This is a genomic window from Neptuniibacter sp. (assembly GCF_024231755.1).
Lineage (GTDB): Bacteria > Pseudomonadota > Gammaproteobacteria > Pseudomonadales > Balneatricaceae > Neptuniibacter.
In genome coordinates, this window is record NZ_JAAEQH010000110.1 from 16696 (window position 1) to 30345 (window position 13650).

Genomic DNA, 13650 nt, shown 5'->3' on the forward strand with positions numbered 1-13650 from the left:
TTCCGGGGTTAATACAACCGGTGTTCCGGGCCAAAATAACTGGCTCTTTTCTTTAAAGCGTTACCCACTGCCTCAAATTCCAAATCCGGATTCTCACTAAGTAGCTTAGCCACATGTCCACTCATATGCGCACATCCGAGACTTGAACCTGCTTTGGCTTGCTCCTGATCCAGACCCAAAACGTGCCCTCCGAAATCGGCAAACTCTGTTTCCAGACAGGTAATCTCATCAATTGAGCAGCGAGCATCTCCTGTCATACGAAATACTCCCGGATAACCAGAAGGATATACCGGATCCCCCCGAGCCGGTGAAGATGCACAAACGATGACACCTTCACTCAACGCGCGTTGTACCGCTTCTGCGAGATTTTCTCTATGCTGACGTAACCCCAGACTCAGATTGATCAGATTAACTTTTTGGTCACATAGCCAGTTAATCGCAGCAGCTACCTGTGCCGGTGAGGTTACCCCCTGACGATCAAATACCTGAGCACTGTATAGCTCAATTTCGGGGCAATGATGGTGAATAATGTCGATAATTCTGCAGCCATGGTCTATTTGATCGAATTCTGGATCGCCCATCCATAATCTTGCATCCTTGAGATAGAAACTGGCGGCATCCTCAATCCACTCGATCTGATCCTCACGAAAGCCGCTATCAACCACCCCAACTTTAAGCATCGCTGAGCTCCACTTTCGTTGATGTAGGCTGTAATTCAGATATTAACTTACCGTCTTTAAGTTCCAGACGCTGATCAACACTCGCAATGGTTGATGCTCGATGACTGATAAGAATCCGGGTTCTGTCCGAGAACAGCTGATCAACGGCTGCAATCACTTCGGCTTCGGTTGCTTCATCTACCGCTGCGGTTGCTTCATCCAATACCAGAACACGAGGGTTTTGTAACAATGCACGGGCTATGGCAATTCGCTGGCGCTGACCACCGGATAGCTGTTGCCCTCGTTCACCCAGTTCAGAATTTATTCCCTCTGGAAGCTGCTCAACCAAATCACTCAACTGTGCCTGCTCGGTTGCTCTAAGCACTTCATCGTAAGAAGCCCCTGGAGCAGCATAACGCAGATTTTCCAGTAAGGAGGTTCGGAACAACACAATCTCCTGACTGACCACAGCAACCTGAGAGCGCAGCTCAGTAGGATCTATTTTCTGAATAGAGACACCATCCAAAGTGATAGAACCTGAAAGCGGTTCAAAATGGCGCTGAAGCAGATCAACCAATGTTGATTTACCAACACCCGATGCCCCTGTCAGAGCAACTTTGCTGCCAGCTGAAATAATTGCATCAGCCCGATCAAATACACTCTGCTCTCGGCCGGAATAAGAGAAACAGAGATCTTTAATTTGCAGCTCACCACACCCATCTTCGGGTAGTTTCTCTCTATCCACTTGGTTTTGCACAACGGTAGGTTGGTGCAGTCGCAACTCATTAACCCTGCCCAAACTCACGCTCATACGCTGAATCGCGACATACAGACCCAACAGACTATTAACCGGCCCTACTGCCATCCCCAGGTAAGTGGAGAATGCAATCAGAGATCCCAACTGCCAACTACCCTCAATTACCCAATAGCCACCTATCAGAAAGGCACAGGCACGGGTCAGTGAAGTTAATGTAGAGGGAATAGCCTGGGTGAAGAATTCGGTAACCTGGAGCTTTAACAGGTCTCTCAGATAATGATCATTCAAACCTTCCAGTCTTTTGCGTTCACGGGGTTCCTGAGACACTGACTGAATAAATTTCATCGCTGGCAGTGTTTCCACCAGAAAGCTGGATATATCTGCAGAGCGTTCGCGCAAGCGACGGGTCCTGACCTCAACCTTCTGCCGCATCCAGCGTAACCAGAGAACCTCTAGTGGAATCAACACTAGTACCAATAACGACAGTTCCCAGGAAAGAAACAACATCATCACTGCTGCGCCCACCAGACCAAAGATACTGCTGACTGCAGAGAACAAACTATCTACGGCAAAGCGCTGGATCTGGGCCACATCGCCATCCAGGCGTGACATCAGATCACCGATACGGTGTTTTCCATAGAAGAGAGGTGATAGTGATTGTAGATGCTGGTAAAGGTCATTACGCAGGGCAAACAGAATCCGCCCAGAAAGCCGGGTATGTAGATAGCGATTCACCCCGGACAGCGTTGTACTAATAATGCCAACAATCACCATAGCAATGGCGATCACCACCAGTGCGGGATAATCCCCGGCCAAAAGCCCATCATCAATCAGGGTTTTGGTCAGCCAGGGTTGTAACAATACCAATGCGGAAGCAGCCAGAGAGAGCAGCAATAACCCCAGAATAGCCCGCTTTTGCGGCTTAACAAAGCTATAAAGCCAGCGGAACGCCTGCTCCAGTTGCTCAGGGTTATCATGGGTTACTGTGCGTGACAGCCACTTCAGCATAGATACTTAATACTCTTTTATTCTGTAGGTTGAAGAGAAAAAAGGGGCGATATAATCGCCCCTTGTCCTTAGGATTCAACTAATTACCCTAATCTTAGCGCTGCACTTTCGCAAGACGCAGATCAGAAGTAGACATGTCACCTGTCAGCTGAATCGAACCGATTTTTTCCAGAGTTTTCGGATCATGAATCGAGATATCACTGGAAGTACCACCCATGTAAATCTTACGACCATCAGTGGTCATGTTCAGATTGTAGTAGGTGTGGTGCATCGGCTGCACCGCCAGCGTTTTACCTGTTTTCAGATCATGCTTGGACAACTGGTTATATGCGCCGTAAGCGATATCACGGTTGTTCGGATCGGTAACGAAGTTGAACACAATAAACTCAAACGGCAGAACTTCACCTGTTTTATGTTCACCTGTCTTAGTATCGATCTGTGTCATACCCCACAGGAACTCAGCCTTTTCCATATCGCCAGGCTCGCCGTTCCACTTGATGGTGAAGTAAGGCATGATGTACTCGCCTACGTGCTCACCCAGAGTATGCATTTGGAAAGCATCCGCTGGTACCCATTTCTCAGGGCTACGATCCCAGTTCTGTAGTTTAGCAATAGTGCGGATCTTACCGTTCTTCGGATCGATCGCTTTCACATCACCACCACCCAGAATCACTTCACCGGTCTTCTCAATTACACCCAGCTTTGTGATACGACGATCCACTGGGAATGTACGTACTGGTTTAGCATTCAGGCCATCTGCAGTGTTGTAAACCGCCAGACGAGGCTGCTTAACTTCAAAGTGATCCTTATGACGGGCAACTGGGTTCTGAACTGTGTACAGCTCTTTACCATCAGCACTCATCGCCATAGAGATCATGCTCTTCACTTGCTCTTTAGGCGTAGACTGCTTCATAGAGAATTTGATCTTACAGCTATCAACATCAAAGCCGTATACATCTTCCCACTTGTTAGTCATCACGTAAGCAGTGTGGCCGTCAGGAGACATCGCGATACCACCGTTACCGAAAACGCCTGGCACATCACACGTACGCAGTACTTTGTCAGTTTTGGTATCGATGATATGTAGCTGGTTAGGCTTAGTCACCGTAAGGATATACTCTTCAGTTGCAGCCTGAGCTGTCAGGCTAGCCATCATTACTGATGCACCAGCAACCGCTGCTCCCAGAGCTTTCATCTGTTTCATTTTCATCAGTCCAGCTCCTTATTCAGATTCCGGGAAGATCGCTTCAACACGACGCCAATCTTCATTTGGCTTAGGATTATCTGCACCCCATGTTGGGTGAGTATTCATAGTGTCCGGTACCTGAGCAGGCCACCAGCACGCGTCGGCACAACCATACAGGTCAGATTCCAGCGGCTGACACAGAGAAGCAACACCACCAAACGGGTCTACCTCCCAACCTGGGTCGTTGATTGATGTACAACCAACAACTGACTGCATCGCTACTACTTCTTCTACTTCATTATTTGAAACAGCAGCGTCCAGCATTTTTGCTTTTTTGTTAAAAGACTTTAAATGTTTCATCTTGTTAAGCACCTCTTCGTGGAGATACATATGCATCGAAGAACCCTGGGTTCTCCAGCATAATCTGCGAATAAATCTCTACCCCAAAATCGACCCAGTCACGTAGCAGGTCACAGTAGTGGTAGGACGGGATCGCAGGATCGCCATATTTTGCATAGCTTTCGTGATAGCAACCGCCAGAACAGATATTACGGATTCGGCAGGTTTCACAGCCTTTACCGGTTCGATCCAGACGCTCCTCAATAAAAGAAGCCAGAGCAGGTTTATCTATACCCTTTTCCACATCACCAAACAGGGGTTGATCGGAGCCGGTAAAACGGTGACAGAGGTTCAAACCACCCTCTTTATCTACCGCCAGAAGCCCTACGCCTGCACCACATGGCAACTGCTTTTTAGTGCCTTCATGCAGATCAGTCATTAGCTGATGCATGTTGCCAAAGCCAAAGTTCTTGTTCTGCAGAGCAGCTTCCAGGTATTTACGCCCCAGAACCTTCTGCCCTTCAAAAACTTTCTCCATCTCTTCGCCACTAAGGTTGAACTCAGCAATATCTCCGGATGTCACCGGACCGAATCCCACCTCAGCAAAGCCAAGATCGTGGTACAGATGGTTGAATATGGTTTCCACATCGGTAATGCCTTTGGTCAGCGTTACACGACATCCCACAGGACGTGCGGTATAACGCGAGAGCAGCATATCCACTTTTTTCTTCACTACATCATAAGTACCCTGACCACCTACCGTGATACGGTTCTTATCATGCATTGCCTTTGGCCCATCCATAGAGATAGTCAGACCGAAGCGGTGTTCGTTAAACCAGTCCACCAATTCTTCATTGAGAAGAGTTGCATTGGTCGTCATAGTAAAGTCGACGCGCGCTTCCAGATCAGCAAAACGGCGCTCACAATAAGCTACCACTTCACGGATCAACGGCATGTTGGAGAGCGGTTCTCCTCCGAAGAAAACAACGTTGTATTGTTTCTGATCCGGAGATTCCTTCAGTAACATCTCGACTGATTGAATCGCTGTATCCACTTCCATTTTCAGACCTGCCGAGGGGGTGGTCAGATCTTCTTTGTAGCAGTAGGTACAACTCAGGTTACACCCGGTGTTAACGTTCAGAACCACCGTCGTCAGCGGAAAGTTCTCTATTTTTTTCGGCTCTGGATTGTAAGCAGCTACGCCAGTGCTATCGTGGATCACCTGCATAGATTTCAGGTCTTCCAATAGCTCAGACAGCTCGCCAGCAGCATAACGCCCAGCCAGATTATCTTTGATCATCGTCGCAGTAACTTCACCCTCGTTACTGAACAGATCAATGACATCCCTGCCCATATTATCCAGTTCGAACAGACCACTTGTCGGAACATGAAACAGCATAGTCCGCTCTTTCAGATTGACCAGATGGATGTTCGGTTTTACCAGAGATAGAGATCCCATATTCACCTCGTTCTTTCTTATATGCCCTTCAGGGCTGTTGAGGTTGCTATCACACTCAGTTATCGAATGAATTCACGAACCAGATCAGGTGCAGTAACAATCAGCTGGGACTCACCCGCTACTTTGTTAGCACCGTCTGCAACAGTACCGATAACTTTCAGGTTACCTGCGTTGTTGGTAGACATCTTACGTTCAGCATTCGGACCTGCACCACCTGGCGTAAAGATACCGTTGGCATCAATCGTACCCGCATATTTCAGGTCGTTATCGTGCTCTGCTACTTCATCAAATGGCTGCAGAGTCCAGGTTGCTGGCATGAAACCAAGCTTCACATCATCAGCAGTGCCTGCTTTACCATCCTTACCTGCGGAGTAACCCACAGCACGGTAAAGAGATTTCTCTTTGTCATAACCGGCACCTGCACCACCCACACGAGCGATGGAGTAAGAAGGTGTCACTTCAACACGTGCCAGCTTGTCATAAACAGCCAGAGCACCTGCCAGTTCGCTACCAGCAACAGAGACAGAACGTACACCTGTAGCTGCTTTAGCATCTACCGTTACTTCAACGATCAGGTGATCATTAGCTTTGCTCATCAGCTTAGCTTTGACGCCTTTACCCAGATCGATGTTGGTATCCAGATTTGTGCCTGTAATACGCAGCTTTGTGGTTTCGCCACGTTTAACATAGGTTGGGCTAACCGCGACCACTGTTGGCGCTTTATCTACTTTCTTAGCATTTACATAACCACCAATCGCGTCTTCCTTGCTTAGGAACATACGACCGCTCAGGGCTTTACCATCTGCAGATGCAGCGAATACCTGACGCATTTCACGACCATCAATAATGATGCTCGCACGCCACTCATAACCGTTGTATACAACAGCGCTACCGCTACCAGAAAGCTTGCTGCCATCTGCGTAGTGACCATTGATCAACAGGATGTATTCATCTTTCTTGTTAGGCATGATCGAAAGCGTTGCGGAATACTCACCTTTATCCGGCATGTAACCACTTACCGCCCAATCACCTTTAAGATCGGCTTTTGCAGCTTTCTTCCAGTCATCCCAAGCCTGGGATTTCAGAGGATAATCTGCTGCCAGTTTCTTGGAAGTATCGTTAATTGCGATATCAAACCACGGAATGTTACGCGCACCAGCCGTGTACTCCAGACTTGGGAACTGTCCCAGGTGGAAGTGGACCAACTTCTCCCACTCATCCTGCGAACGACGCTGAAGACCGGAACGAGCGCTGGAGTGACAACCAAGACACATCTCAGCAACATGCTGCGGTACATTCTGCTCAACAACGTTCGGCTCACGTTCAAGAACGTAACGCAGACCCATTGTTTCAGATGGCGCCAATCCCTGATTATCGGCGAGGTATTTCAACAATACTTTCTCGTCCGCTTTAGAGATTTTCAAACCACGCTGGGTTTTCATTCGGTTAATGGTCGCCTGCCAGCTTTCTGGAGTCTTACGCTGCTGACTGATACGGGAAAACGGTGCTGCTGAGTCCCCTGTTTCGCTGTGACACTGTAAACAGTTGTCCTTGATTATCTGCTCCCCATCCATCGCGGACACTTGCGCAGCCAAACCAAGAAAAGCTACAGCCCCACCAAAGCTTAGAACTCGCTTCATGCTTTGTTTATTCAAGACTATCACTCCCCACTTTCGGTGATATTTTTATTATGCCGAACAACAACCCACTCTGGCTGCAGTTCCTCGGGCTTATTCAAATTACTCCAGCGATGTAAACAAAGTACCCTTTAGATGTGTTGTTTTGTTTATCGATGTAACAAAATGTAACATTGAATTTCTATTATTACTTAAGCAACTGAAATTAAAACACTTTCATAAATTCTTCTATTATTTCCGTATCACTTTTCAAGCTCTTACACCGTTGCTAGACTGAAGTGAAATTCAGTTACATAGTCGTAGATGAAAGTGAATAGTAACGTCCCTTACCGTATCCTGATTGTAGAAGATGATTTTGCATCTCGATCTCTACTATCCAGCTACCTGAGCAAAGAAGGTTATAAAGTTACTGAAACCGAGCAGGCAGATAACCTATGTGAGATCGTCGAGCAGGATCAGATCGATCTGGTTCTGCTGGATATCAATTTGCCCGGTAAAGATGGCTTAACCCTGACTCGAGAACTGCGCTCAGTATCTAGCGTAGGGATAATTCTGGTAACCAGTAAAGGCGACGAAATAGACCGTATAGTGGGCCTTGAGCTGGGTGCAGATGACTATGTAACCAAACCGTTCAACCCCAGGGAACTGCTGGTCAGAGCCAAAAATCTGCTTTGGCGTGTGCGTGATAGTCAGAGCGCCCGCACCAATGAGAAGAGCAGTAACCAGCAATGGTTGTTTGAAGGCTGGACACTAGACGCTAACAAGCGCCTGCTCACCTCTCCAGACCAGATCAGCGATCGTCTACCTGAAGGGGAATACAAACTGCTGACTGCCCTGCTAAATGCTCCGGGCTCCATCCTATCCAGGGACCAGTTGATGGATGCTATTCATGATCGGGAATGGACACCTAATGACCGTTCTGTTGATGTGATGGTGGGTCGATTACGCAGAAAACTGGGTGATAGCCCATCGAACCCACACTTCATACTAACTGCTCATGGCGCAGGATATATGTTTGCCGGTGAGGTCGGCTAAATGATCTCAGACCACCTGATTTTTTCCGAAACCCTGCATAAGGGCCCGCACAGTAGAATCAGCCGGGCCAAGGATGAACAGAACAAGTCTACGGTCATCATTAAACAAGCCAGCAACGACAGTGATCCCAATGCCAGCTATCGCTTGCAACATGAGTACAATCTGCTCGACCAGCTGAATCTGCCCTCTGTACCGCAAGTACTGGGCATGCAGCAGTTACAAAAAAACAAAGCACTAATTTTTGCCGATAACCGCGCTATCAGCCTACGGCACTGGCTGCAGCAGGAACGTCCAGATTATTCACAGCGCTTAACAATCGCTCTGCGTATAACTGAAGCATTGCGACAGATCCATAATGCTCAGATTATTCATAAACAGATCAGTCCAGAGAACATTCTGATCAGTCCGGAATACCAAACTGTATGGATAATCGACTTTTCACTGAGTACACGTTTAAAGCGCGAGCACCCCTCATTTCAGGCGGCACTGAATGGCAAGCAAGACCTGACTTGTATAGCTCCAGAGCAGACCGGACGTATCAACCGGGTAATTGACTACCGCAGTGATTATTACGGCCTGGGCTGTACTCTGTATGAAATTTTTACGGGCTCCCAACCCTTTACATCCAACGACAGCCTGGAACTGATTCACTGCCATCTCGCCAGGCAGCCGATAGAGCCATACATACAGAACACCGCGCTACCTGAACCGCTTTCACACATCATAATGAAACTGCTGGAGAAGGATGCGGCTCAACGTTATCAATCCAGTTACGGTATCTGTCACGATCTGGAGTTATGCCTTGAGCAGGTCAACAGTCAGCAACCGGTTCACTTCAAAATCGCGCAACAGGATATCTCTGAACGTTTTGAACTACCGCAAAAGCTCTATGGCCGATTAGAAAGTATTCAGGAACTAAAACGTTGTTTTGATGATGCAGCCAAAGGCCAGCAAGGGCTAACCCTGGTTTCTGGTTTTGCTGGCGTGGGTAAATCCAGCACAGTGCATGAGATTCGCCATTATATTCTGCAACACAATGGCTATTTTGCGGCGGGTAAATTCGATCAATACCATCGTAATCGCCCCTACACTGCTATTTACCAAGCCCTGCAAGGGTTGATCCGTCAGCTGCTGAGCCAATCCGATGAAGAGATACAGCAGTGGCGCAGCGATTTTCTTGATGCTGTTGGTAGCAATGCTCAAGTGCTGTTCCGCCTTATACCTGAGCTGGAACTGATTCTAGGCGAGCAGGAAACTGCTCCAACCCTGTCTCCTTCGGAAGAGCAGCACCGCTTCTCTCACATTATCCGCCAGATGTTAAAAGTGCTGGCAACTGAACAACACCCACTGGTGCTGTTCTTTGATGATCTACACTGGGCCGATCTATCTTCGCTAAAACTGTTGGAGAAACTGGCTAATAATCCACAACACCCTCATCTGCTGATTATTGGTAGTTACCGCACCCAGAATCTCAGCTCCAACCATCCTTTCAGACTGACGCTTGAGCACCTTAGGACCTCTCCGGTCAATGTACGTGAGCTAGAGATACAACCTCTGGTGGCTGCGGATATACGTCAGTTGATTGCTGACACTCTGAGTAAAGATGCTACAGAATGTAATGCTCTGGCTCAGATATGCTACGAGAAAACCCAGGGAAACCCTTTCTTTCTGAACCAGTTCCTACTTGATCTGTACGAACAGGAGCTGATCTATTTTCGGGACAATCAATGGTGCTGGGATGAGCAAAAAATACAGACCTGCCAGATCACAGATAACGTTATTGAGTTTATGGTGGATAAGCTGCAGCGCTTCCCGCAGAAGACTCAGACTCTGTTAAGAACAGCAGCATGTATAGGTAACCCATTCTCACTACAAGTGTTGGCTACCACCTGCCATCTCACTACAGAACAAACCGCATCAAGTCTGTGGTTGGCACTCAACGAAGGACTGCTGCTCCCCTTACAGCCGGGCGAACAGTTCCTACAAACACCTGCAGAAAGTGATGTACGTTTTCGCTTTATCCACGACCGGGTACAACAAGCCGCATACTCTCTGATTGAGCAATCAGATCTACCCCAGCTTCACTACCAGATTGGTCATGTGCTTAAGCAAAGTTTCCCGCAGGAGACTCGGGGACGTAGGCAATTTGATATTACCAACCACCTGAATCAGGCCCAAGACCTGATTCAATCGGACTCTGAACGTATAGAACTAGCCCAGTTGAATCTGGAAACTGGCGTGCGTGCCCGCGAGTCAGCTGCATTTGAGTCGGCCTTTGGCTACTTCCAGCAGGGTTTGAAGTTACTAGAATTCGATACCTGGCAAACTGATTTTCAGCTCATGAATGACCTTCATAGGCATGCAGCTGAAACCGCTTATATTCTTGCCGACTTTGACGGCATGAATAAGCTAATCGACCAAGCTTTGCTTCATTGTGAATCGTTGCAGAGCCGAGTACATCTTGATGAGCTACGTATTCAGGCACTGGTTGCACAAAACCGCTTTGATGAAGCACTTAATCTTGCTCTGGAACTCTTCGAACAGTTACATATTCCTCTGCCCAGAACGCCTAGTAATACCGCGATTAATATCAGCCTGATCAAAACCCGTTTTCTTCTGCAGCGTTTCTCTGATAACCGCATATTGCAGCTACCTGTAATGCAGCAGAACGACAAAGTCGCTGCTATGTCGCTTTTGGCTAACATGTTTGGTGTCGTAAAATTTTCCAGTTCAGGGCTACGTCCACTGGTGATGGCTAAAGAGGTAGAACTGACTCTAAAACATGGCCTTAGCCATGAATCTGCTATGGCATTTGCGGGTTACGGTGGGGTGCTGTGCGGTAAATACCAGAATATCGAGCAAGGCTATCGTTTAGGTAAGCTATCGATTCAACTCAGTGAAAAACTCAGTCCACAGACTGAACATAAACCAATGTACCTGCATAACGCTTATATTCGGCATTATGCAGAACCTTTAAAAGCGTGTGCTGACAGCCTGTATGAGTCCTACCTTAAGGCTCAGGAAAGTGGGGATATTGAATGGAGCGCTTATTCTCTGGCTGCATTTATCCAATACGATTTCTGCCTTAACCCAAACCTGAAACAACTGGCAGGTGGGATAAAAAATTACTGCCTGCAACTACGCGAATTTGGTCAGAAGCAATCATTGCAATACACACTGATGACCCAGCAGACCGTGGAATCGCTCTTGCAGTCTGAAGTTCCTACCGGACTTGATGGGCAGTTCTACTCTGAACAGGAGATGCTGACCGAGCACCAGACCCATAATCATAAAACCGCAATCTGCCTGCACTACTTTTACAAAGCACTGCTAACCTTCCTGCACCGTGATTACGTTCAGACTGAAACATTCTGTCAGCAAGCTATTGAGTATGCACCCTATATTAGCGGCACATACACGGGTCCCTATCTCGGTTATCTAGATGCTCTAAATAATCTACTGCTGCTTGATCAGACCAGTATTTTGGAGCAATCAAACCGTTTAAAAAGAATTAAACGCTATCTGAAATCTGTAGAACCTCTCTGCCAGCATTCGCCTGAAAACCATCAGCACCATAAAGATCTGGTCACGGCTTTGCTACTCACGTTTGAGCAGAAATACAGTACAGCTATCGATTATTATGACCGGGCTATTGAGGGCGCTAAACAAAACTCCTTCCAGTTGGATCATGCCCTATCCCTGGAGCTGACAGCATACTGCTATCAAAAATGGAACAAAGAGCCGCTGTTCCAGCATTACATTTCTCAAGCATATAAAGCCTACACAGATTGGGGCGCTCTGAGTAAACAACGGCAACTTGAGCGTGAACACAATTTCCTACGCTTCTCGACACATCCAACAGAAACGACCGAGGAAGTTGATAGCCCGGCAACAGAACAACTGCCGAGTCAGGCTTACGATATCGCTTCAGTTATTCAGGCCTCTCAAGCTATTTCTGATGAAATCATGCTTGAACCGTTGCTCTCTACCCTGATCAGGTTAGCCATTATCAATGCTGGGGCACAAAGAGCAGTACTACTGCTTAACCACAAGACTTTGGCTGTCGCTGCTGAAGCCTCCCTGGAAGAGGAAACTCGCTTCTACGATGATATGCCTTTGAATCAGGCCCGAGACCTATTGCCCACCAGCATTATCCATTACGTGGCTCGCACCAAAGAAAACGTGGTATTGGGCAACGCCAGCAAACATGAGATGTTCCAGCAGGATCATTATGTACAGAAGGCTCAGCCACTATCACTTCTGGCGCTGCCGATTCTGTACCACGGGGAACTGACTGCGATTCTCTATCTGGAAAACAACCAAAGTAGCGATGTGTTTGACCGCAACCGTCTTGAAACTCTTCAGGTACTTGCATCCCAGGCAGCGATCTCTATTGAAAACGCCAAGCTCTACCAGAGTCTGGAAGAATCAGAGTACGACTATAAATCCCTCTTCCTTAACGCTGTGGAAGGCATCTTCCGAGCCTCGCCGGATGGGCGTTTTATATCAGCCAACCCGGCATTAGCGGACCTGCTTGGCTACAACAACAGTGAAGAGTTTGATGCCGCGATAACCGATATCGCCAGCCAGTGTTTCTATGATGAGGAGGAGCGTTATCAGTTCCTGGACCAGCTGGAAAATGAAAACCAGGTGATGAATTTCGAAACCCGCTGGCGCATGAAAAACGGCAACCCGGTTTATGTTTCTATCTCAGCACGCAAGGTTCTGACACCTGGCGGTGACAAAGAGTATTACGAGGGCTCGCTCACCGATATCAGTGAACGTAAAGCTAAAGAGGTGGCTGAGCAGGCTCGGCATGAGGCAGAAGCAGAGAATGAAGCTAAGTCCCTGTTCCTGGCTACCATGAGCCATGAGATCCGTACCCCAATGAATGGTATTCTAGGCATGGCTCAACTGCTGCAAAAAGGTGAACTGACTCAGGAACAGCAAGAGCAGATAGATACCATCTACAGCGCAGGTCAGTCCCTGCTATCGATACTGAACAATATTCTCGACTACTCAAAAATCGAGTCTGGTCAGTTAGCACAGGAGCAGAAACCGTTCCTGATACAGGAGGTTCTGGATGAGATCTACAACCTGTTCCTGCCTGTAGCGCAGGAAAAGTCACTGCAGATTGTTCCCGCTATCGACCGATCTCTGCCAAACGTGATGGGTGATAAACAGGTCCTCAACCAGATCCTGATCAACCTATTCTCCAACGCACTCAAATTTACCCACGAAGGGTACATTCGACTCTGTGCAGAGAAAATCAAAACTGACTCTCAGGGAATAACGCTGCGCTTCAGTATCGAAGATACCGGTATCGGGATAGCAGAATCGGCACAAGACAAGATCTTCCAACACTTTACTCAGGCAGACAGTTCTATCACGCGTCGCTATGGTGGAACGGGTCTTGGCTTAGCAATCACTAAACAGATTATCGAACACCTTGGAGGACAGATCGTCTGCCAGAGTGAAGAAGGGAAAGGCACCACATTCTGGTTTGAACTCACTTACCCTGTAGCTACTGAGCTACCCGACCAGGCTGAAACAAAACAGTTTGCCGCCAA

General features: G+C 47.7%; 8 protein-coding genes. 2 read left to right on the forward strand and 6 right to left on the reverse strand.

The window, feature by feature from the left end:
* Window positions 1-8: 8 nt before the first annotated feature.
* The 6 genes from GY843_RS05850 to peaA all read right to left on the reverse strand — a co-directional run bounded on the left by GY843_RS05850 (window position 9) and on the right by peaA (window position 7063).
* Complete coding sequence (locus GY843_RS05850; protein ID WP_297307473.1) at window positions 9-680, reverse strand: S8 family serine peptidase; 672 nt, start codon at window positions 678-680, stop codon at window positions 9-11.
* Window positions 673-2424: an ABC transporter ATP-binding protein gene (locus GY843_RS05855; protein WP_297307475.1), complete on the reverse strand. Its 1752-nt coding sequence runs from the start codon at window positions 2422-2424 to the stop codon at window positions 673-675. The genes GY843_RS05850 and GY843_RS05855 overlap by 8 nt, the downstream gene beginning before the upstream one ends.
* Before the next feature lie 94 nt (window positions 2425-2518).
* Entirely contained in the window at window positions 2519-3634 is a 1116-nt protein-coding gene (peaD, locus tag GY843_RS05860; RefSeq protein ID WP_297307477.1) for a quinohemoprotein amine dehydrogenase subunit beta, read from the reverse strand.
* 12 nt (window positions 3635-3646) lie between these two features.
* A complete protein-coding gene (gene qhpC / locus GY843_RS05865) occupies window positions 3647-3970 on the reverse strand; it encodes a quinohemoprotein amine dehydrogenase subunit gamma (protein ID WP_297307479.1) in 324 nt (107 codons plus the stop codon).
* A gap of 4 nt (window positions 3971-3974) precedes the next feature.
* A complete protein-coding gene (peaB, locus tag GY843_RS05870) occupies window positions 3975-5408 on the reverse strand; it encodes a quinohemoprotein amine dehydrogenase maturation protein (protein WP_297307481.1) in 1434 nt (477 codons plus the stop codon).
* Between the two features lie 59 nt (window positions 5409-5467).
* Entirely contained in the window at window positions 5468-7063 is a 1596-nt protein-coding gene (gene peaA, locus GY843_RS05875; protein ID WP_297307483.1) for a quinohemoprotein amine dehydrogenase subunit alpha, read from the reverse strand.
* A 291-nt stretch (window positions 7064-7354) separates the two neighbouring features.
* On the opposite strand from peaA, the gene torR reads away from it, so the two are divergent.
* Window positions 7355-8080, forward strand: coding sequence for a two-component system response regulator TorR (gene torR, locus GY843_RS05880; RefSeq protein WP_297307485.1), 726 nt, complete (start codon window positions 7355-7357; stop codon window positions 8078-8080).
* On the forward strand, window positions 8081-13650 hold a 5570-nt coding region (locus GY843_RS05885; RefSeq protein ID WP_297307487.1), incomplete at its 3' end, for an AAA family ATPase.

Excerpts from the sequence above, each read along its gene's own strand:
- GY843_RS05850 (WP_297307473.1), bottom strand. The coding sequence starts at position 680 with ATGCTTAAAGTTGGGGTGGTTGATAGCGGCTTTCGTGAGGATCAGATC.
- GY843_RS05855 (WP_297307475.1), bottom strand. The coding sequence starts at position 2,424 with ATGCTGAAGTGGCTGTCACGCACAGTAACCCATGATAACCCTGAGCAA.
- peaD (WP_297307477.1), bottom strand. The coding sequence starts at position 3,634 with ATGAAAATGAAACAGATGAAAGCTCTGGGAGCAGCGGTTGCTGGTGCA.
- qhpC (WP_297307479.1), bottom strand. The coding sequence starts at position 3,970 with ATGAAACATTTAAAGTCTTTTAACAAAAAAGCAAAAATGCTGGACGCT.
- peaB (WP_297307481.1), bottom strand. The coding sequence starts at position 5,408 with ATGGGATCTCTATCTCTGGTAAAACCGAACATCCATCTGGTCAATCTG.